The sequence below is a fragment of the Streptomyces sp. NPDC052301 genome (assembly GCF_044593395.1).
GTDB lineage: Bacteria > Actinomycetota > Actinomycetes > Streptomycetales > Streptomycetaceae > Streptomyces.
In genome coordinates, this window is record NZ_JBIUBE010000001.1 from 182,758 (window position 1) to 201,882 (window position 19,125).

Consider the following 19,125-nt stretch of genomic DNA (forward strand, 5'->3'; position numbering starts at 1 on the left):
TCCCCCGTCCCGTCCCCGGCCCGTACGGCGGCCCCGAGTCCGGTGCCGGCCACTGCGAAGCCCGTACCGTCGTCGCCCCGGCATGCCGCCCCGAGCCCGGTGCCGTCCGTACCGTCCGCCGCCCCGGCCCCCGCCGGAGTGCCGGCCCACCCGGGCCACGTACCGCACCACTCCCACGCCGGCCCGGCGCCGGTTGCGCAGCATCACTGAGGCAGGCAGCACCACCTAGGCGGGCCGGTGCGGGAAAGGCGTCGCGCGGCGCCCTCCCCGCACCGGCCCCGGGAGACCCATGACGACAGCCACACCGCCGACGGCGGCCCTGCCCCGGTACCGGGCCCGCAGCCGGACGCGCCCCGCGTTCTGGCGGAGACTCGCCCGCACAGTGCGTGCACGTGTACTCGCTCGCGTCCGCACGGGGACGAGCACCGGACGGGCCGCGCCCACCGGCGCCCCGACGTCCGCGCGTCCCCTCACCGAGAGCGAACAGCCGCTCGGCATCGAGGAGTTGTATCATCACCGTCGGCTGTCCCTGGTGCGCCTCGCGGTGCTGCTGGTGGACGATCTGCCCACCGCCGAGGACGTCGTGCAGGACGCCTTCACCGCGCTGTTCCGCCGGCACGGGCACCGGCTCGGCTCACTGGACGACCCGGAGGCGTACCTGAGGACCAGTGTCCTCAACGCGGCCCGCTCGGTGCTGCGCCGGCGCAGGACCGTACGGGCGCACATCCCCGAACCCGAGCAGCACGCGCCCGCCCCGGAGGAGGACGTGCTGCTGCACGAGGACCATCGTGAAGTGCTGGCGGCCCTGCGGACGCTGACGCCGCGTCAGCGGGAGGTGCTGGTGCTGCGGTACTGGTCGCATCTGAGCGAGGCCGAGATCGCGGCGACGCTCCGCCTGTCCCGGGGGGCCGTCAAGTCCACGGCCAGCCGGGCCCTGGACGCGCTCGGCCGACGTCTGGAGGCGCTGCGATGAACGAGTCCGGAAACGGGGCCGGTGCGGGGCTCGCGCCGGGGGCGGTCGAGGAGCGGCTGCGGGCCGCCCTGGCCGCGCGGGCGGACTCCGTCGGCCCGGCCGAGCTGCGGCCCCTGCGTCCGCCGGCCGGGGCGGTGCGGTCCCGGCGGGTGGCGCTGCGCCGGGTCGTGGTGGGCGTGTCGGCCCTGGCCGCCGTGGCGGCGCTGGTGTTCTTCGCGGTGCGCGGCGGTCCGGCCCACCCGGCCGAGCCGGCCCGCTCCCCCCGCCCGACGACCGGCACCCCGTCCCCGGTGCCGAGCGCGGTCACCCCCTCCTCGGCCGAACCGTCCCCGAGCGCGCTGCAGCCGTGAGGGCACGGCACCGGCCCGGTTCTCGCCCCCCGGTGAGTCGAACCTCGCCCGGTGGTGGGCGAGTTCGATGACGTGAGCCTCGACTCCGGCACCGGAGACGGTCACCCCGGCGGCCCGGGGCGGACAGCCGGTGGCGATGACCGTGTACGGGCCGCCGTCCACGTCGGTGAAGGCGTACGTGCCGTCGTCGTCGGGGGTGGCCGTGGCGACGACGCCGCCCGTGTGGTCCACCAGGGTCACCCGGGCGTCGCCGAGCGGTCCGACCGCGCCCCGCACCGTGCCGCGCACCCCGGGCGCCGGGACTCGGCTCGGCCTCGACGCGGGGTGACCTCGGTGCCGTCGATCTCCACGGGCAGCGCGAGCGGCCGGTACCGGGGCGCGCCCGCGGCGAGGGTGGCGGTGCCCGGCACGAGCCCGGTGAGGCGGAAGGCACCGAGTCCGTCGGTGCGTACCGTCGCCGGCACCTCCCCGCGCACACCGGTGACGATCACCACGGCTCCGGGGACCGGAGCCCCGCCGTCCGCGCTCCGCACCACGCCGGCCAGGCCGCTGGTGCCGCCGAGCAGCAGGTCGTCAGAGACCGGGTGCGGGCCGACGAGCACGGTGGCCGTCGGCGGGCGGTGGCCGTCGGCGGGCGACGAGGACGTACGTCCCCTCCCCCGGCACCCGGACGGCGTAGCAGGCCGTCCTCCCCCGCGACCGTCCGGCCCAGCCGCCGGCCCCCGAGCAAGATGCGGGTCACCACGGCCCGCCCGACACCGGTGCCGCCGGAACCGCGGACATGCCCGCCGACCCGGACTCCCCCGGCCGGGGCCGTGGCGGCCCCGACCACCACCGGGTCGTCTCCGCCTCCGGTATCGCCGCGCCGGCCGGGACCTTCGGCTGCGCGGCCGTCGCGGAGAATCCGGGTTCCCCCGCCCACCGATCCGGTGTGCGCACCGCTAGGTTGGGCGCATGAGCAACCTCGACCGGGCACCCGTGCCCAGTGTCTGCGGCGGCCGCGGCTTCGTCGTCGCCGAACCCGTCCGCGAACTGCTGAGCCCTCGTCAGGTGCGATTGGGCGAGTCCACGCAGGTGCGCCGGCTGCTGCCGAACCTCGGCCGCCGCATGATCGGCGCCTGGGCCTTCGTGGACCACTACGGCCCGGACGACATCGCCGACGAGCCCGGCATGCAGGTCCCGCCGCACCCGCACATCGGTCTGCAGACGGTCAGCTGGCTGCACGAGGGCGAGGTGCTGCACCGCGACTCGACGGGCAGCCTGCAGACGATCCGGCCGCGGCAGCTGGGCCTGATGACCTCGGGCCGGGCGATCAGCCACTCCGAGGAGAGCCCGAGGCCGCACGCCCGCTTCCTGCACGGCGCCCAGCTCTGGGTCGCCCTGCCCGACGAACACCGCCACACCGACCCGCGGTTCGAGTACCACCCGGAGCTGCCCACGGTCAGCGCGCCCGGCCTGACCGCCACGGTGATCCTCGGTGACCTCGACGGCTCCGCCTCCCCCGGCACGACGTACACCCCGATCGTCGGCGCGGACCTCGCCCTCACCCGGGGCGCCGACGTCCGTCTGCCCCTGGAACCCGACTTCGAGTACGGCGTGCTGGCGATGTCCGGCGAGGTGCACGTGGACGGCGTACCCGTGCTGCCCGGCTCGATGCTCTACCTCGGCTGCGGCCGCACCGAACTCCCGCTGCGCGCCGAGTCGGACGCCGGGATCATGCTGCTGGGCGGCGAGCCGTTCGCGGAAGAGCTCATCATGTGGTGGAACTTCGTCGCCCGCTCCCAGGAGGAGATCGTACAGGCTCGCGAGGACTGGATGAAGGGTGCCCGATTCGGCGAGGTGAAGGGGTACGACGGAGCTCCGCTGCCAGCACCCGAACTGCCGCCGGTGCCGCTGAAACCACGCGGAAGGGCGCGCTGAACTGGGAAAACTCGGATTGCGGTCCAGGGCATTCGAGACGTCTCCTCGCCCATCCTCCCACGACGATCGCTGGTGGCGCGGGCCCTTGAATGCTGACGGCGCCGAGCTGTTCCGCTCCGGTTGGTTCGTGGAGTCCCTCGCCACGCAGGCGCTGGTCGTCTTCGCCATCCGCACGCGCCGGGTGCCGTTCTACCGCAGCCGGCCCAGCCGCCCCCTGCTGGTCAGCGCCCTAGGTGTCGTCACCGTCGGTGTCGCACTGCCGATGTCCCCGCTCGCGGGACCACTCGGTTTCCAATCCCTGCCGCTCGGACTCGTCCTCGCCCTGGCTCTGATGGTCGTGCTCTACCTGGTACTGATCGAGGGCGCCAAACACGTCTTCTACGCCCGAGCCGACGCACGGGCCGCACTTCCACCGGTACGCCACCGCACCCTCCGGCACCGCATCCAACGGCGTGCCGGCCGCTTCAGCCACCCCGGACCGCTGCGACCCCGGTGACACGCTGTCACCGGGGCCGGCAGCGGCTCCGCCCCGCACCGAGACGATCACGTGACCCCGGGCGGCCGGGAACGGTCAACCGCTCAGGGATTCCTCGGCGTCCCGGCGCGTCGGCCAGTTGTCCCGCCGTTCCCGGGCCACCTCCGCACGGCTGCCGGCCCGCTCCCCGGGCAGGGAGACCGACGGTGTGAGGGCCGGTGCGGGGGTGGCGGGCTCGGGGATCACGGCGCTGGTGGACAGCGCGGGGCGCCTGGCGGTCCGGTGCACGAGCCGTCCGGCGGACTCGCCGTCGGTTTCCTTGCTCTGGTGGTCGAAGAAGCGGAGCATCTCCACGGGGAACGGCATCACGAGGGTGCTGTTCTTCTCGGCGGAGACGTCCACCACGGTCTGCAGCAGCCGCAGTTGGAGTGCTCCGGGGGTGTCGGCCATGGTCGCGGCGGCGTCGGTCAGCCGCTGGGACGCCTGGAACTCTCCGTCGGCGGCGATGACCCGCGCGCGGCGTTCCCGCTCGGCCTCGGCCTGCTTCGACATCGAGCGCATCATCGACTCCGGAAGGGCTATGTCCTTGATCTCGACGCGTTCGATGCGCAGCCCCCAGGGCTCCTCGGTAGGGGCGTCCATCACCTTCTTGAGTTCCGCGTTGATGTGGTCGCGGTCGGAGAGCAGTGTGTCCAGGTCGGCCCTGCCGATGACCGAGCGGAGCGATGTCTGGGCGATCTGGGAGACGGCGGCAGGATAGTTGCGCACGTTCACCAGGGCCTTGACAGGGTCGATGACCTTGAAGTAGACGACCGCGTCGACGGTGAGCGTCACGTTGTCGGCGGTGATGGACCCCTGTGGCGGGATGCCGAGGACCTCGGTCTGGACGGACACCTTCCGCATCCGGTCCCCGATCGGCCGGATGACACGCAGGCCCGGCCCGCGGATGTCCGGCAGCAGCCGCCCGAAACGGAACACCACGCCCTTCTCGTACTGCTGGACGTTGCGCACGCTCAGGGCGAGGAGGACCAGCCCGGCCACGGCGCACACCGCCAGCACGGTGATCAGAACACCCATGGTTCTCACTTTCCTTACGTCGGTGACGGTCCCGGACCCGAGCGGTCCGGGGAGCACACACGGCGCGGGAGGACCCCGGCCTGTCGTCTGCGGTGCGGCCGGGGTCTCGGGCTGCTTTTGAGGCTCTTGTGTCGGCCCGGCTCAACCGGGAGAACTCTGCGGTACACCGGTCCGGGCTCCGCCGACTGTGGCCCCGGTGGCCGCTGGAGTGCGCACGGCCCTCACCTCGCCGTCGGCGGAACGTAAACGGCCGGGATCTGCGGGCGTGCAGCCGGATCGCGGACTTCGTGGTCTTCCTCGGAGTCCCAGGCCGCCTGAACGGCCGAGTCGGTCTCCGACACCGTGCGCAGGCGCGCCGCGTCCACCATCAGCCGGTGCACGTGCGAGGTACGCAGGCAGTCTCGGCCGGCAGCCATCAGCCAGAGGGCCGAGACGGGCGTCGGCTGCACCTGCCCGCCGAAGGGCCCCGCACCCGGCGCGGCCGGCCGGTTCGCGCGGTTCGTCAGGCCCCCGGTGATCAGCCCTGACAGCGGATCGATCACGGCCGTCGGCGAGGAACCGGGAGGAGCGCAAGAGATCCGGAATGACGTGGAGCAGGGAGTACTTCCGGGGATCGGCGTGGGGGAAACGGTCGCAGTCATGACGCGAACCCTGCTCCGGGCCGACCGGAACCGGCCCGGCGTGATCAAATCGCCGAAAGTGACAACGACGTGGAAGCCGGTGCACGAAATACCCTCGGTAACACCAGCGTACTCCGTCGACGGTCCGAGCGGGCTCCCCGTCGGGTAGCGCGGCCGGTCCGGGACCGGGCAAGTGGAGCCTCCCAGCCGGGTCCGGTGACAACATCCCCGGGCCCGCACCCGGAGTGCCGGCACGGGGCGGTCCGACGGGCACCGTCAACGGACTGCGGCTCCCAAGCCCACGCTGTCCTTCACAACGGTGGCCATACTCTCCATGAGCCGCCCGGCCTCCGCGTCCGTGGCGGCGGGCGGCACCACCAGCAGGTCCCACCGGCCGCGGCCGGGCGCCAGCAGGCACACGGTGGACGGGGAGCGCTCGGTGGTCGTCCGGCACAGGCGTACGACCTGGTTGGCGACGAGCAGCCGGCCCGGGAACGGGGACCATACGGCGTCATCCACGAGGACGCTGGTGACCTGTCCCCAGGCGTGCGGCAGGCCGCCCAGCAGCCTGGGCAGTTCGGACGCCAGATCGGGCGAGTGGGGCCACCATGCGCCGTCGATGCGCCGGGCCATGTGGCCCTGTGCCGGCTGGGACACCAGGCGCAGGCGAACGGCGGACGTCGAGGAGATCGGGGGCGGTGGGGCGCCTTCCGGCGGGACGGCGGACGGGGAGCGGAGGATATGGAGAGACATGCGCGGTCCTTGACCTCGGTGACGACGGTGCGGCCGGGGTCTTGGGCTGCGCCTCTTCGACGTGGGTGCGCAACGGCATCGCTGAGAGCGGATGCGAGTCGCACGGACGGTGGATACGGGAGCTATAAGGCTTGGGCTGGTGAGGACGTGGCGAGTGGGCGGCGGGGCCGTCAGGCGGTCTCGCCCTGGTGGGTCCGATCGGCGGGCGGTCTGCTGGAGTCGAGCCAGGAGCCGAGCGGACCGGCGGCACGCCAGGCGTCCAGTGTGAGGTGCAGCCGCGTCCCGGTTCCCGAGGGGCCGGGATAGCTGCGCTGTTCATCGCCGGCGAACAGCAGCCGAAGCGCGTCCGCGACGCGTCGGGCTGCTTCGGGGTCCGCGGAGACCAGGCGGACCTCCACCCAGCCCTGCCCGCTCGGCGCGTGCTCGGCCTCGGGACGGGATGAGCGGTGCGGGGCTTCGGATGTCATAGGGCGGAACCTGGCCCGGACCTGAGCGGCCCACATCTCTCTTGCGACGAGGACGAGACCGGTCCGAACACCGGCGTACGACGTGCCCTCGACGTTTTCAGCCTACTCCTGCTCGGGACAGCCGCTCCGGCACATCCGGAGTGGTGCGGTGACCGCCGAAGCCCCCGGCCGGCGCCCGATGACGGGATGACGGGTCGGCATGAACTGCTCCCAGAACGACGACCGGGACTCCGACGCCAGCCACACCGTTGGCCGTCTGTCGTGTGGCAGCCCGGGGAGTCCCGCTGACAGACCGGCTGCGACGACAGAGACGGCAGAGGTGGACGGCGGAGTCGTCAGGCCGCCCTGGGTGGGTGCGATCGGCGGGCGCCCCCTGGCGCGCTCGGCCGGTGCAGCGAGACCGGTCTGATCACCTGCGACGGCCCCTGGTTCTGTCGGCCCACTCCTGCCGGTACGACGGCCACCGCAGCCGAGTGCCGGAAGGAGTAGGGTGGAGGCACCGAGGGCATTTCGCACACCGGCTTCCACGCCGGGTCGTTCTCGGCGAGAGATGAAACCCGGGCCGTAACCCCAGGGGCGGCCCGGAGACGGGTCCGCATCATGACCGCGACCTTCGAAGCAACCCTGCCGCGGCCCGCACCCGTCGCAGCCCCTCCCGCCCGCCTCGTACTGAAGACGGACGGCCCTTCCCATGGACTCCTGGACGGCGCCTGGTGGCCGCGCTCGCGTGACCTGCTGCGCGAACTACCTGCACTGACCGACGTGCTGGACCCCGTGTGGGGCCGCATCACCCGTATCGCCGTCAACCCCGAGCACTGGCCGGTCATCCCGCGCAAGGTGCCCGTCAACGGCCATGTCGTGAAGGTCGGCTGGTTCACGCCGGAGATCGACCCGCACAAGCTGCTGCTGCTCTCCTACGGCATCGGACGCTGGGATCTGCTCGTCATCCCACCCGAGACCGGGGCGCAGTCGGCGGCCCGCCTGATGGCGGCCGCATCCGACTACGACGGCCCGCCGCTGACCGCGAGCGCGCTCATCGCCGCGGACCGAGCCGGGCACGCAGTCTCCACGGCCGACCGGCCACTCGATCCGGGCGAGACTTGGGAGTACGAGGGCGGTACCTGCGTGACGTCCGCAGCGGTACCGGCAAAGGCCGGTGACGTCAGCCGCCTGATCATCGGCATGTGAAACAGCCTCATGAACGCCTTTCTTCCCGACCGCGGGCCGCTGCGCGTGAACGCCGTGGAAGAGCCACGGGGGCGGTAGGCGCTACCCGCTGGGCAGCAGCTGACGGAGTTCGTGCGCGGTGAAATGCGCCTGTCGCGGGTGGAGGTGGAGGCCCTGGTGCGTCAGCGTGATCATCGCGGGCGTGTTGCCTGGTCGGGCCGAAGTCGATGTCATCCGCGGCCGCCGTCGCGGTGGGGCGCGCCGGAACGCTCGCGTCCACCGCCGGCCGACGGCGCCTCCGGGGCCGACGCCCGATCCCCGGCAGAACATCGCTGTAGTGGAAGGCAGCGATCCGTTCGTCGTGCTGACCATTGAGCCGGTGGACCAGAACGACTCCGACGGCCACCAGAAGGAGCAGTACGGCCACGGCGATGACGAGCATGGGATCTCACCCCCGCCGCCAGCGGGCGAAGGCCCTGTCGCGCCGATGGGCCGGGGCAGCCCTGCTCCGCCGTCGGTCTCCCACGCTTCTTCCCTGCTTCGGGCAGCGATCCCTGCTGCTGCTTCCTCCCACGCCGGGACATCGATGCCGTCGCCGGCCATCAGCTGCGCGGCGGCATCCGCACCCGTTTCCGGCGGAATCACCAGCACGTCCCGGCGGCCATCAGCGGAGAAGAGAGTGAGTCTGTGCCGATCCTGCTCCTCGGTGGACCAGTCCACTTGTACGGTGCGCCCGGCGACGGACACCCAGTGCGGGATGACGGGCCAGTGGGCCGGGTGCACGGTGACACCCGTTATACGGCTTATACGGCCCCACAGATCGCCCAATGCGGCCGTCAGGGTTGGCAGCTCACGGGTGAGGGCACGGGAGTGGGGCCACGCTCACCGGCCCGAAAAGCCGGGGATGACCAGGTAGTTTCCCGCCTTCGGAACCTGGTCGCCGGTGCCCGGTGCCGGTCAGAGCCAGTCCTTGCGCTTGAACGTCAGGTACAGCAGTGCGGACAGGAGCATGATGACGGCGGCGGAGGTGATGAATCCCGACTCGCGCCCGAAACCGGGATAGGGGAGGTTCTGGCCGTAGTACCCGGTGATCGCGGTGGGGACGGCGATGATCGCGGCCCAGCTCGTCACCTTCTTCATGATCAGGTTCATTCTGTTGGCCTGGACCGAGAGGTTCGTCTCCATGACCGAGGCCACCAGGTCCCGCAGTGATTCCGTCCATTCGGTGGCGCGCAGCACGTGGTCGTAGACGTCCTGGTAATAGGGAACGAGAGGGTCAGTGATCACATGCAGGCCGGGGCGCATGAGGGTGTTGACCACCTCACGCATCGGGAGCACGACACGGCGCAGCTGGACGAGCGACTTACGCACTGCGAAGACCCGGCGCTGCACGGCTTCGATCTCACGGCGCCCGGCCGCGAAGAGCAGACCCTCCAGCTCCTCGATGCTGTCGTCCAGTTGCTGGACCGCGGCGAAGTGTCCGTCCACGAGATGGTCGAGCAGGCCGTGCAGCAGGAATCCGACGCCGTGGCCGGCCAGGTCCGGGCTCTCGTCCCAGCGGGCGACGACGTCCTCGATGTCGAGACCGTCGTCCTTGCGGACGGTGATCATGGCCTGGCTGGTGAGGAATACGGCGATCTCGCTGTACGACAGTTCCGCACCGTCCGGGCTGACGGTCACGGCGTAGGCGCTGAGGAACTCGTGGGTGCGGTAGCGGTCGAGTTTCGGCCGCTGTCCACGCTGAGCGGCATCCTCCAGAGCAAGTTCGTGGATGTCGAACTCCTGACCGAGCATGGTGAACTCGGCGGCTCCGGGCCGGTACAGGTCAAGCCACAGGACCGACGCCGGATCGGCGAGATGCGCGGGGACGTCACTGGCGGGAAAGTCCTCCAGGAGGAGAGTGCCGTCGTGATACAGCCGGGTACGCGTCACCATGACCCGAGGCTAGTGTCTTACACCCGAATCATGCCGCTTCGCCTCGATTGTCAGCGCGGCAGGTTCATCGACAGCGGCCACCCCCGGGGGAAGGGCCTTACGTCAAGCCCCGCGACATCCGCAGACTCTGACCGACGAGCACCCGGGTGCCGGTCCGAATACTGGGTACCCGGCTGCCGCCTCGCATCCGGCGTACACCGCCCGACCGGAGGCGGCCCGTCAGCCTCGCCGGCCCTGGGGCGCCGACGGCTGGCACTGCCATCCCGCCTTGCCCCCCATCCCTCCTCGAGCCGTTGACCACGCAAGGTGGAGCGCCCGCACTCTTCGAGGAATGCCGCATCGTCCGTGCACACGGCGAACTGGACAGGCAGACCGTGACGCCCCTGGCCCGCGCGACTTCACATCACCGGGAGACCAGGAACGCAGCCGGTCTCACGGTGACCGCACCGCAGTTCCTCAGGGGCGGCAGGACGGCCGGACGCTGAGCAGCTCGGTCCGCAGGACGGGCGTGCCGTCGACGGGCGCCGGGTCCTGCGCAGTTGGCTCGATTCCACCGGCAGCGATCTTGTCGAGCGTCTTCAGGCCCGCGGCACCGACCGTGCCGAACACCGTGTAGTTCGGTCGCAGCGCGGAGTCGCCGTAGACGACGAAGAACTGCGAACCGTTCGTGTTCGGCCCGGCGTTGGCCATCGCCAGCAAACCGCGCCCGTAGAGGCGACGGACACCGGTCGGATCGCTCGGTGCCGGCGGCAGGTCCACCGGCAGCTCGTCCTTGTACGCGTACCCCGGCCCACCCTCGCCGGTGCCGGTCGGGTCGCCGCACTGCAGGACCTTCAGCGTCGGGTACGCCGTCAGCCGATGGCACACCGTACGGTCGTAGAACCGGTGCAGCGCCAGGTGCGCGAAGCTCTGGACCGTGCACGGCGCCTTCGCCCGGTCCAGACGCAGCGGGAGCGGGCCCTGGCTGGTCGGGACAGCCATACCGACCGTGCCGTGGCTGGGGGTGCGTCGCGGGTCGGGCGGCAGGGGAACCGGCCGCGCCGCCGGCGCGCGGAAGACGCGATCGCGCAGCGCGGCTTGGTTCCGGGTGGCTCGGTTCAGCAGGATGCCGATGCTTTCGAGCGGGGAGGGGTTCGCCGACGAGGTCCTGCCGGGGGAACCGGTGCCGGGTCTCTTCCAGGAAGCCGAGCGCTGCGGTCAGGTGCCGTAGTTCGTAGGTGTGCTCCTCGGAGCGGAGTCCTACCCGACCTCGGTACGCAGCACCTTCCACGGCCTTTCCGCCGGGATCGCGAAGGTCGGCGCCTTCGCCGGAGCGCTCGTCGTGCCGCTCGTGCCGGCCGGCGGGGGCCGGGTGTGACCTGGGCCGGGACCGCCGCCGGACGCGCTCGCCGGAGGGCACGGCGGTCCCCCTGACGTTCGATCCCGGTCGGCCTCTCGCTCGGCCACGTGCCGCGTCACCGCTCGTGCCCGTGACGCCGGACGCATCGGGACAATACAATTCAGGTAGCTATGTCCGCTCTTGCGGATAAATGAGAGGTTGCCTCATGGATGGTATCGCCGACATGGGAGGCACCCCGGGCTGGGGCCCCGTGCACCCACCGCAACGCGACGAGCCGGTCTTCGCGGAGGACTGGCAGGGCAAGGCGTTCGCGCTGGCCATTCTCTCCAGCCGCATTGCCTGCGGCGGCATCAACACGGACGCCTTCCGGCATGCGCTGGAGCGCCTGGACCGGGCCGCCTACCTGGATGACGGCTATTTCGGGCGCTGGCTCAACGCCGGTGAGCTGATGCTCACGGAACGTTCCGTGCTGGCGCCCGGCGCGATCGAGGCCCGCGCCCGCAACCTGCGCGGGGAACGCGTGGCGGAACCGCCGGTCACCGAGCCCGCCAGACCCGACTACGCACCCACCGCCGAGGGGTCGCTGCGCTCCGTGAACGCCGCCCCGGCCTTCGACGTGGGCGAGCGTGTACGCGCCAAGAGCACGTCGACGCCCGGACACACCCGGCTGCCGCGCTACGTCCGGGGACACACCGGGGTCGTCGACATCGTCCAGCCCGCCCATGTGCTGCCGGACACCAACGCGCACTTCCTGGGCGAGAACCCGCAGCACGTCTACACGGTGCGGTTCGACTCACGCGAACTGTGGGGCTCCGACGCCGAGCCCTTCGCCCTCACCGTGGAGATGTACGAGAGCTACCTGGAGACCACGGCATGACCACCACCGGCGGCCCGGGTGACACCCCTTCCGTGGCGCTGCGCACCGAGGCGCTCGAGCAGCTGCTCACCGAGCGGGGCCTGATCGACCCGAAGGTGATGAACGGGATCATCACCCGGTACGAGACCAACGTGGGCCCTCTCAACGGGGCCAAGGTCGTCGCCAAGGCGTGGAGCGATCCGGGCTACCGGCGTCGCCTGCTCCAGGACGGCACCGCCGCCGTCAAGGAGCTCGGCTTCTCGGGGCAGCAGGGCGAGCACATCGTCGTCGTGGAGAACACCCCGACCACCCACAACGTGGTGGTGTGCACGCTGTGCTCGTGCTACCCCTGGCCGGTGCTCGGTCTGCCGCCGAGCTGGTACAAGGACCCCGCCTACCGTGCACGTGTGGTGAGGGAACCGCGCACGGTGCTGTCCGAGATGGGGCTCGAACTCGACGACGACGTACGCATCATCGTCCGCGACTCCACCAGCGAGGTGCGCTGGCTGGTCCTGCCCGAGCGTCCGGCCGGCACCGAGCACCTGTCCGAGGAGGAACTCGTCTCCCTGGTGACGAGGGACGCGATGGTCGGGGTGGCCAAGGTGACGGCACCGTGAGCGCGCCGCTCGGCGTCGAGGGCCCGGCCGCGCCGCCTCGCTCCAACGGCGAGCTGGTGTTCGCCGAGCCGTGGGAGAGCCGTGCCTTCGGCATGGCCGTCACCCTGTACGAGACCGGCGTGTTCACCTGGCCGGAATTCCAGTCGGCGCTGGTCTCCCGGATCGCCGCCTGGGAAGCCTCGGCCGTGCCGGCGGAGCCGTACCCGTACTACCGGCTCTGGCTGGCCGCCCTGGAGGACGTGCTCGGCGGCCTGTGCGCCGTGTCCACGGACGAGGTCACCGCACGGGCCCACGCCCTGGCGCAACGCCCCGAAGGTCACGACCATCGCGACCAGGACGACCACCTCCACCACCGGTACTGACACGGCGGCGCCGGGGCCGGATCGCACGGGGACCGGATCAGGTTGCGGGGGCCTGCGGTGGCCGTCAGCGGCGAGGTGGACCTGCACACCGGCCTCGTCGGCCTCGGCGGAGGACCACCCGCGGCCACGGCACCCTCCGCCGGCGGCAGGGTGCGCCGACGAGCCCCGCGTGGGGAGGGAGCACCTGCACGGCGTCGGCAGCCGAAGACCTCAGGGGCCGCTCCTACTGCTGCTGACCGCCCTGCCGAGCCGTCCCCGGCTGCCCCGCGGATGTACGGACCGCGGGGCAGCCAGGCGCACGGCCGCTGGATCCGCCTCGGGCGACGAACGTCTTGGCCTCACCGGAGCGGCTGGAGCAGGACCGCTTCTCCTCGGCGGTCATCTTCCTGGACTTGACGACCACCGCGTTGCTCCGGCCGTCCGTCCCGTTCGGCGCGGGCCCGGTGACGACGTCGGGCACGAACCAGAAGTAGTGACCCCACTTCCGGTCCTCGTAATGGGTCTGCCATGTACCGGTGACGGTCTGCATCACCTGCGCACGGGAGATCCAGCCGACTTCACCGGGTTTCACCGTCATGTTGACGGAGCTGCTCTCCGAGTGCGTGCTCGACCAGGTGTGGCTGTAGGTCGCCGTCACGCTGAGGTCGATGATTCCCGCTATCTTGCCGCCTGCGGTCACGGACACGCCCGCCGAGTCCGTGGAACCGACCGTGTCGGACCAGGTCATCGACTGGGTGGCAGGCGAGGTGCTGCAGTTGTACAGGGAGTCGGAGACCCGGTGGAAGCCTCCGAGATACGCCTGGCCCAACTGCGGTGCGTCGAACGTGCACTTCCCTTCACCCGAGTCGCAGTCGGCCATGAGCTGCGCCCGGGTGGGCCGGTCGTCGGCCGAGGCCGGAACGGCTGTCGCCGCGGCCATGCCGAGGGCAGCCGCCGAGAGCACCAGCATCCGTCCGCCGTAGCGCATCCTGCGGTTGTTCGCCATACATGTGCCTTTCGCTGTGCATGAGGGGGGTCGGCGATCGCGGGAACGGCGACCGAAGTCACCGCGATCACCGCCGGTCGCGATCGAAGAGACGCAACAACTGACCTATCTACACCACCAGTTGGCGAAATCCCAGCCGGGGCCCCTCTCCCCTGGGGCGGACGAGGAGAGTCCCGGCCTCGCGCCTCGGCGTTCCGGTCAGGCCGGGCTGAGCGGATGTGCTGCCGTGGTGGAGCGGGGCGGCCAGCAGTGCGGGGAGAGGATGCCGAGCACGTACGCACGGGCGACCAGCGCCGGGCGGGTCGCGACTCCGAGGAGGCACCGCAGTCGGCTCAGGTGGTAGTCGAGGGTCTGCCGCGAGAGGTGCAGCGTCCCGGCGATGTCCGCATTGCTGTGCCCGGCGGCCAGCAGGGCGAGTATCCGCACCTGGGCGGCCGTCAGCGGTGGGTGCGCCTCATGGCTCAGGCCGAGCCGCGTGATGATGACCCAGACACCGGGCAGGCGTTCCTCGGTGTGGTGCACGGCGCTCAAATGGATCCAGGCTCGGCGTCGGCGGTCGCCGTCGACGAGCACGGCACTGGTGTGCGCGGTTCTGCGCCGGCCGGCGATGAGGTCGTCCCAGATGCGGTGCAGCGCCGTCCGTTCGGGTGTCCGGGCCAGCAAGGTGTCGGCAGGCGATCCGACCAGGTCGCCCAGGCGGACGTGCAGCAGCTCGGCAGCGGCGGTGCCCGCGTCCCTGACCACTCCGTCCGCGGACAGGCGCAGGCAGGCCAGGCCGCTGTGGTCCCGCAGCGCGCGCAGGTCCGCCTCGGCGCGACGCCGCTGGTCCAGCGCACGCGTGTGGTCGGTGACGTCGACGTAGATGCCCGCCACGCAGCGCAGGGTGCCCCAGCGGACGGGGAAGCGGTAACCGGCCGCGTGCCCGCGAGAACCGTCCGACCGCCGGTAGCTGAGCGTGTGGCGCACGGAGTGCCCGCGGGTGAGGACCTCCTCGTCGAGGGCGAGGAACCGCGCCGCGTCCTCGGGCCCGTCGACCTCGGCGAGGTGCCGGCCGATCAAGGTGTCGCGCGTGGTGCCGTACAGATGCGCGTAGGCGTGGTTCGCCCAGACATAGCGGCCGTCGGCGTCGCGGACGAACACCGCGGCCGGACTCAGGTCGGCGAAGGAGGCGTACGGCCCCGCCCCGGCCACCGGGCCGCCCACCTCGACCGCGACCCCTCCGCTGCGGCCGCAGGGCGCGCCGTCGCCACGGGCCGGCCAGTTGACGCAGAACGTGCGGCCCTCGAAGCGCGCCTGGTAGGGGCCGTCGCCGGGTAATTGCGCCGGACCGCGGCGATCGGCGCCCAGGGCCTGCAGGAAGCGACGCGCGGTGCGCTCGTCGGCGAAGGCGCCGCCTCCGCTGTCGACCAGTTGTGAGCCGCCGTCGACTTCCCACCACGACACCGGGAGGGGCGCGAGCAGCCTCTTGAGATCGGCCTCGTCCACGACTCGACTCCTTCGACTTTCCACGGAATTACCTTGAGTAACACTTCATGCGTGTCCCGTGGGCGCGTGCGGCATGCCGGACGGTCCGGAAGCCGCCCGGGTGCCGTGCAGGCGTGCCCGGACCGGGCACCAACGCATCACCGGACCTTCACATGACGCCAACCTCCGGCGGCAGTCAGGCATTTGCCTGAGAGGTGGACGCTTCGCACTCCCGGAATCGGGCAACCGGGCTGCTTCGCTTGAAGCGGGACCACGTAGCGGCGGACGACTGGCCGGTGCTCCCCCACGCCACCGCTCCGCGCGCCGTGCGAGCCACCGCGCCAGGAAGCAGTCGAAGGACGAAGGAGATGGGATTTCGTGACGAAGGTGCTGTACGTGCATGCCAAGGGCGGTCCCCCGGTGGGGTACGCGCTGCCTCGGGTGGCCGCGAGGTCAGCTGTGCACCTGCTGGCACTCAGCGACCTGCCCGTCGACATGGCGGCGGACGCGGCGGGGCTGTGCGCCTCGGTCGTCGCACAGGGGGACACGGAGGGACACGACCTGGTCGAACTCATCGCGTCGCGTGCCCGCGAGGTCGGCGCGGACGCCGTCATCACCTTCTCGGAGTACGCGGTGGTCGCGGTCGCCGAGGCCTCCCGGCTGCTCGGACTGCGGGGCGCGGGGCCGGCCGCGGCCCTCGCCCGCGACAAGCGACTGATGCGTGCGGCGTGGGAACGCCAGGGCATACCCCAGCCTCGCTTCCGTGCCGTCGCGACGGCACCGCAACTGCGGTCGGCAGCAGCGGAGTTGTCCGGTCCGCTGCTGCTGAAGGCCGCCTGGAGCGCCGGCTCGACCGCTCACCAGATCATCGAGGGACCCGCGGACGTGCCTGACGCCTGGGAACGGTCGCACGCGGTGATGACCGAGTCGGCGCGGCTCGGCTACGCGGAGCTCCATGTCGGCGGCGCCGGTGAGGACTTCATCGTCGAGGAGATCGTCACCGGCTGTGCCGAGGAGTGGTTCGACGGAGCCGGCTGGGGTGACTACGTCAGCGTCGAGGGCGTGGTCGCGGACGGTGTCTTCCGGCCGGTCTGTCTCAGTGGCCGCATGCCGACGGTGGCGCCGTTCACCGAACGAGCCGGCATCACCCCGGCCGCGGTCGGTACGGGGGCCCAGACCCGGATCGTGGAGCTGGCCCGGCGGGCCGTGGAGGCGCTCGGACTGGAGAACTGCGGCACTCACACGGAGATCAAGCTCGGAGCGCACGGCCGCATGTGGGTGATCGAGACTGCGGCGCGGTTCGGCGGGGCGATGACGGTGCCCCAGATCGAGCAGGTCTTCGGGCTCGACCTGGTCGCGATGTTCACCGACCAGCTACTGGGCCGACCGGTCTCCTGGCCGTCACGGGCGCTCACGCCCGCGGACGCCGACGGCGCGGCCGGTTCCCTCGTCGTCCTCGCCGTGGACGGCGCGGGCGCCCCGTGGCCGCGCCGGCACCTGTGGGACTCCACGTCGGTGATCCGCTCCGCTCCGGTCGCCGCGGGCAGCACGCTGTCCGTCGTCCGCGAGAGCTCACTGCCGGACGGCACACCCGTGCCGGTCTACGATCCGGCCGCGGGCGCCAACACCATGGCCGGGCTGTGCCTGCTGTCCGCCGACCGGCCGCAGACCGTCATCCGCGACTTCACCGCGCTGGTGGACGCCCTGCCGCACATCCTGCCCACGAACGTCACCGAGGGGGTGCAGGCATGACCCTCGCCCTGGACGAGGCCGGCGTGCCCGGGGCCGCCGACGACCGCACCGTCGTCGGCGCCAACCTGTCGCTGCCCCTGTTCCTGACGCTGTCCGGAGTGCTTGCCGGACACCCGTACCTGAAGATCGTGGTGGACCGCGCGAACAGCACCTGGCACCTGCTCGACACGCGGGTGCACCCCTTCCACGTCGACTACATCGCCACCCGCGTCCTCGGCATGACCCTCGAGGAACTCGACGCGGACCTGGACGCGTTCAACGCGTCCGTGTACATGGACCCCGAACGCCGCTTCCTCCTCGGGGTGCTGTCCCTCCACACCGAAGAGGACCAGGACGGCACCGAGCGTCCCTTCCTGGTGCTGGAGACCACCGAGGCGGACACCATGCAGGGCTCCCTGCTGCAGGAGTTCTACCTCTATGTGCGCGGGCGCGTGGACGGACGTCTGCCACTGCTGCTCAAGCCCGCCAACCACGGCCAGGAGCACGAACTGGCCTCGGTCGGCGAGGCTGACGTACCGCGCATCCTGAGCCACGAGCTGTTCGGCGACCGGACCCGCACCTGCCTCAACCCCGGAGAGGCCGAGGGCCGGCTGCGCCACTTCCGCACCATGACGGAGTACGAGGCGGCCGCCGCGGATCTGGGCTGGTCGGACATCGTCGCGATGCCGCGCCTGCCCGACGACGTCCCCAGGGTCGCCGGCTTCGTCAACACCGCCCCCACCACTCCGCTTTCGCACACCAACGTGCTGGCCTCGGGGTGGGGCATCCCGAACGCGATCGTCCGCGACCTCGACGCCCTCGTACGGCGCGACGGCCTGGACGGAGCCTGGGTGCGCTACCGGGTCCGCGAGGACTCCGTCACGCTGGAGCCGCTGCCGGGCCCACCGGCCCTGAAGAGGCCCGCCTGGCACCAGCAGCGCATCCGCATCAGGACACCGCTGCTGCAGCAGGCCCCGGTCCTGCCCCTCGACCGGCTGCGGCGCACCGACAGCGACAACTACGGCACCAAGGCGGCCAACCTCGGGGAACTGCACCACGTCCTGGACAGCCGCACCGCCGACCTGACGGTGTTCTACGCGCGCCCGCGCCCGCCGCGCCCCCATCTCCTCGGCCACCTCGGCGCCCGCCTCGGAGAGGAGGGAGCCGCGCCGGAGCGACTGCGCGCCGCCGCGGCCGAGTACGTGGCCGAGACCGTCCGCGCTCCCGAGGGCGTGGCGCTGCCGTTCCATCTCCACCACCTGTTCCTGATCTCCTCCCCCGCGCTCCAACAGGGCATCGGCAAGCTGAAGATGGCCCTGGAGCTCGAGGCGTTCGACGTCGTGGACCCGCTGTGCCTGACCCTCCAGCACCTCGTGCGCGGCACGACGATGCCGAACGAGGTGACCCGGGCGATCACGAGCGCGGTGCCGGAGCTGCTGGCCGACGGCCGCCGCATGGTGGTGCGCTCCTCCTCCAACGCCGAGGACCTGCCCGGCTTCTCCGCGGCGGGGATCTACGACTCGGTGACCACCGTGCGAGGCACCGAACAGCTCATGGACGCCGTGCGGCAGGTGTGGGCGTCACTGCTGTCGCCGCGCAGCGTGCGTCTGCGGCACCAGGCCGGCATCTGCCTGGACGACACCTACATGGGGGTGATCGTCCAGGAGTACGCGCCCGCTCACCTCGGCGGTGTGCTCGTGACGTGCAACCCGACCCGCCGGTCGGACTTCCGCAACGTGTACCTCAATTGCACGCCCGGTTCGCCGGAGCGGGTGGTGGACGGCACCGTCCTGCCGCAGCAGTACCTGTACAACACCGTCGAGGGCGGCGGACGTACGGTGGACATCGGCTCCGCGGGCCAGGACCTCCCGGCGAAGACGCGCTCGGCCCTCGCCCGGCTCGCCTTCACCGGACGCCTGTTGCAGTCCCACTTCAGCGAGGACGACGCCGACGACGCGCTGGACATCGAGTGGCTGATGACGGACCAAGGGGCGTTCCGCCTGGTCCAGATCCGCCCCTACGCCCGGTGAGCCG

At 71.7% G+C, this 19,125-nt stretch carries 20 protein-coding genes and 2 pseudogenes; 11 read left to right on the forward strand and 11 right to left on the reverse strand.

Annotation, left to right across the window (positions count from 1 at the left end):
• Window positions 1-289 precede the first annotated feature (289 nt).
• Both ACIHEJ_RS00860 and ACIHEJ_RS00865 read left to right on the forward strand, forming a co-directional pair.
• On the forward strand, window positions 290-973 hold the full coding sequence (locus ACIHEJ_RS00860) for an RNA polymerase sigma factor (RefSeq protein WP_400131068.1): 684 nt from the start codon (window positions 290-292) through the stop codon (window positions 971-973).
• Window positions 970-1,323, forward strand: a complete 354-nt coding sequence (locus ACIHEJ_RS00865) for a hypothetical protein (protein ID WP_400131070.1) — start codon at window positions 970-972, stop codon at window positions 1,321-1,323. Before ACIHEJ_RS00860 ends, ACIHEJ_RS00865 begins: the two co-directional genes overlap by 4 nt.
• Before the next feature lie 138 nt (window positions 1,324-1,461).
• On the opposite strand, the pseudogene ACIHEJ_RS00870 reads toward ACIHEJ_RS00865, so the two are convergent.
• Window positions 1,462-1,611: pseudogene (locus tag ACIHEJ_RS00870) on the reverse strand (carboxypeptidase-like regulatory domain-containing protein); the annotation flags it as partial.
• Window positions 1,560-1,925 carry a carboxypeptidase-like regulatory domain-containing protein gene (locus ACIHEJ_RS00875; protein ID WP_400131072.1) on the reverse strand — a complete coding sequence of 122 codons (366 nt, stop codon included), beginning with the start codon at window positions 1,923-1,925 and terminating at the stop codon, window positions 1,560-1,562. The pseudogene ACIHEJ_RS00870 and the gene ACIHEJ_RS00875, both read right to left, overlap by 52 nt.
• Window positions 1,926-2,277: 352 nt before the next feature.
• Here ACIHEJ_RS00875 and ACIHEJ_RS00880 point away from each other — a divergent pair, with 352 nt between their 5' ends.
• Window positions 2,278-3,243, forward strand: a complete 966-nt coding sequence (locus ACIHEJ_RS00880; RefSeq protein WP_400131074.1) for a pirin family protein — start codon at window positions 2,278-2,280, stop codon at window positions 3,241-3,243.
• Window positions 3,244-3,328: 85 nt separating this feature from the next.
• Window positions 3,329-3,739, forward strand: coding sequence for a cation transporting ATPase C-terminal domain-containing protein (locus ACIHEJ_RS00885; RefSeq protein WP_400131076.1), 411 nt, complete (start codon window positions 3,329-3,331; stop codon window positions 3,737-3,739).
• A gap of 75 nt (window positions 3,740-3,814) precedes the next feature.
• Here the strand turns inward: ACIHEJ_RS00885 and ACIHEJ_RS00890 are convergent, their stop codons facing one another.
• From ACIHEJ_RS00890 to ACIHEJ_RS00905, 4 genes are all read right to left on the reverse strand, one after another.
• Entirely contained in the window at window positions 3,815-4,795 is a 981-nt protein-coding gene (locus ACIHEJ_RS00890) for a slipin family protein (protein WP_400131078.1), read from the reverse strand.
• A gap of 221 nt (window positions 4,796-5,016) precedes the next feature.
• Window positions 5,017-5,337 carry a hypothetical protein gene (locus tag ACIHEJ_RS00895; RefSeq protein ID WP_400131080.1) on the reverse strand — a complete coding sequence of 107 codons (321 nt, stop codon included), beginning with the start codon at window positions 5,335-5,337 and terminating at the stop codon, window positions 5,017-5,019.
• Window positions 5,338-5,691: 354 nt separating this feature from the next.
• On the reverse strand, window positions 5,692-6,168 hold the full coding sequence (locus ACIHEJ_RS00900; RefSeq protein ID WP_400131081.1) for a DUF5994 family protein: 477 nt from the start codon (window positions 6,166-6,168) through the stop codon (window positions 5,692-5,694).
• A gap of 170 nt (window positions 6,169-6,338) precedes the next feature.
• The gene (locus tag ACIHEJ_RS00905; protein WP_400131082.1) at window positions 6,339-6,635 is read right to left on the reverse strand and encodes a hypothetical protein; all 297 of its coding nucleotides are present in this window, start codon (window positions 6,633-6,635) and stop codon (window positions 6,339-6,341) included.
• Between the two features lie 600 nt (window positions 6,636-7,235).
• On the opposite strand from ACIHEJ_RS00905, the gene ACIHEJ_RS00910 reads away from it, so the two are divergent.
• Window positions 7,236-7,823 (forward strand): DUF5994 family protein, encoded by a 588-nt coding sequence (locus tag ACIHEJ_RS00910; protein ID WP_400131084.1) that lies wholly within the window; start codon window positions 7,236-7,238, stop codon window positions 7,821-7,823.
• A gap of 81 nt (window positions 7,824-7,904) precedes the next feature.
• Here the strand turns inward: ACIHEJ_RS00910 and ACIHEJ_RS00915 are convergent.
• The 3 genes and pseudogenes from ACIHEJ_RS00915 to ACIHEJ_RS00925 form a co-directional block, all read right to left on the reverse strand.
• Window positions 7,905-8,669: pseudogene (locus ACIHEJ_RS00915) on the reverse strand (DUF5994 family protein); the annotation flags it as partial.
• A 90-nt stretch (window positions 8,670-8,759) separates the two neighbouring features.
• On the reverse strand, window positions 8,760-9,737 hold the full coding sequence (locus ACIHEJ_RS00920; RefSeq protein ID WP_400131086.1) for a magnesium transporter CorA family protein: 978 nt from the start codon (window positions 9,735-9,737) through the stop codon (window positions 8,760-8,762).
• Window positions 9,738-10,193: 456 nt separating this feature from the next.
• Window positions 10,194-10,718 (reverse strand): peptidylprolyl isomerase, encoded by a 525-nt coding sequence (locus ACIHEJ_RS00925; protein ID WP_400131088.1) that lies wholly within the window; start codon window positions 10,716-10,718, stop codon window positions 10,194-10,196.
• Window positions 10,719-10,956: 238 nt separating this feature from the next.
• On the opposite strand from ACIHEJ_RS00925, the gene ACIHEJ_RS00930 reads away from it, so the two are divergent.
• From ACIHEJ_RS00930 to ACIHEJ_RS00945, 4 genes are all read left to right on the forward strand, one after another.
• Entirely contained in the window at window positions 10,957-11,094 is a 138-nt protein-coding gene (locus tag ACIHEJ_RS00930; protein ID WP_400131090.1) for a hypothetical protein, read from the forward strand.
• Window positions 11,095-11,281: 187 nt separating this feature from the next.
• Entirely contained in the window at window positions 11,282-11,953 is a 672-nt protein-coding gene (gene nthB / locus ACIHEJ_RS00935) for a nitrile hydratase subunit beta (RefSeq protein ID WP_400131092.1), read from the forward strand.
• Complete coding sequence (gene nthA / locus ACIHEJ_RS00940) at window positions 11,950-12,549, forward strand: nitrile hydratase subunit alpha (protein WP_400131094.1); 600 nt, start codon at window positions 11,950-11,952, stop codon at window positions 12,547-12,549. The genes nthB and nthA overlap by 4 nt, the downstream gene beginning before the upstream one ends.
• Complete coding sequence (locus ACIHEJ_RS00945) at window positions 12,546-12,911, forward strand: nitrile hydratase accessory protein (RefSeq protein WP_400131096.1); 366 nt, start codon at window positions 12,546-12,548, stop codon at window positions 12,909-12,911. Before nthA ends, ACIHEJ_RS00945 begins: the two co-directional genes overlap by 4 nt.
• Before the next feature lie 223 nt (window positions 12,912-13,134).
• On the opposite strand, the gene ACIHEJ_RS00950 is transcribed toward ACIHEJ_RS00945, so the two are convergent.
• Entirely contained in the window at window positions 13,135-13,896 is a 762-nt protein-coding gene (locus tag ACIHEJ_RS00950; RefSeq protein ID WP_400131098.1) for a hypothetical protein, read from the reverse strand.
• Window positions 13,897-14,094: 198 nt separating this feature from the next.
• On the reverse strand, window positions 14,095-15,381 hold the full coding sequence (locus ACIHEJ_RS00955; protein ID WP_400131100.1) for a PAS domain-containing protein: 1,287 nt from the start codon (window positions 15,379-15,381) through the stop codon (window positions 14,095-14,097).
• 357 nt (window positions 15,382-15,738) lie between these two features.
• Between ACIHEJ_RS00955 and ACIHEJ_RS00960 the strand changes: the two genes are divergently transcribed.
• The gene (locus ACIHEJ_RS00960; protein WP_400131101.1) at window positions 15,739-17,112 is read left to right on the forward strand and encodes an acetyl-CoA carboxylase biotin carboxylase subunit family protein; all 1,374 of its coding nucleotides are present in this window, start codon (window positions 15,739-15,741) and stop codon (window positions 17,110-17,112) included.
• A complete protein-coding gene (locus ACIHEJ_RS00965) occupies window positions 17,109-19,121 on the forward strand; it encodes a PEP/pyruvate-binding domain-containing protein (RefSeq protein ID WP_400131102.1) in 2,013 nt (670 codons plus the stop codon). Before ACIHEJ_RS00960 ends, ACIHEJ_RS00965 begins: the two co-directional genes overlap by 4 nt.
• Window positions 19,122-19,125: the final 4 nt, after the last annotated feature.

Excerpts from the sequence above, each read along its gene's own strand:
- ACIHEJ_RS00860 (WP_400131068.1), top strand. The coding sequence starts at position 290 with ATGACGACAGCCACACCGCCGACGGCGGCCCTGCCCCGGTACCGGGCC.
- ACIHEJ_RS00865 (WP_400131070.1), top strand. The coding sequence starts at position 970 with ATGAACGAGTCCGGAAACGGGGCCGGTGCGGGGCTCGCGCCGGGGGCG.
- ACIHEJ_RS00880 (WP_400131074.1), top strand. The coding sequence starts at position 2,278 with ATGAGCAACCTCGACCGGGCACCCGTGCCCAGTGTCTGCGGCGGCCGC.
- ACIHEJ_RS00890 (WP_400131078.1), bottom strand. The coding sequence starts at position 4,795 with ATGGGTGTTCTGATCACCGTGCTGGCGGTGTGCGCCGTGGCCGGGCTG.
- ACIHEJ_RS00900 (WP_400131081.1), bottom strand. The coding sequence starts at position 6,168 with ATGTCTCTCCATATCCTCCGCTCCCCGTCCGCCGTCCCGCCGGAAGGC.
- ACIHEJ_RS00905 (WP_400131082.1), bottom strand. The coding sequence starts at position 6,635 with ATGACATCCGAAGCCCCGCACCGCTCATCCCGTCCCGAGGCCGAGCAC.
- ACIHEJ_RS00910 (WP_400131084.1), top strand. The coding sequence starts at position 7,236 with ATGACCGCGACCTTCGAAGCAACCCTGCCGCGGCCCGCACCCGTCGCA.
- ACIHEJ_RS00920 (WP_400131086.1), bottom strand. The coding sequence starts at position 9,737 with ATGGTGACGCGTACCCGGCTGTATCACGACGGCACTCTCCTCCTGGAG.
- ACIHEJ_RS00925 (WP_400131088.1), bottom strand. The coding sequence starts at position 10,718 with ATGGCTGTCCCGACCAGCCAGGGCCCGCTCCCGCTGCGTCTGGACCGG.
- nthB (WP_400131092.1), top strand. The coding sequence starts at position 11,282 with ATGGATGGTATCGCCGACATGGGAGGCACCCCGGGCTGGGGCCCCGTG.
- nthA (WP_400131094.1), top strand. The coding sequence starts at position 11,950 with ATGACCACCACCGGCGGCCCGGGTGACACCCCTTCCGTGGCGCTGCGC.
- ACIHEJ_RS00950 (WP_400131098.1), bottom strand. The coding sequence starts at position 13,896 with ATGGCGAACAACCGCAGGATGCGCTACGGCGGACGGATGCTGGTGCTC.
- ACIHEJ_RS00965 (WP_400131102.1), top strand. The coding sequence starts at position 17,109 with ATGACCCTCGCCCTGGACGAGGCCGGCGTGCCCGGGGCCGCCGACGAC.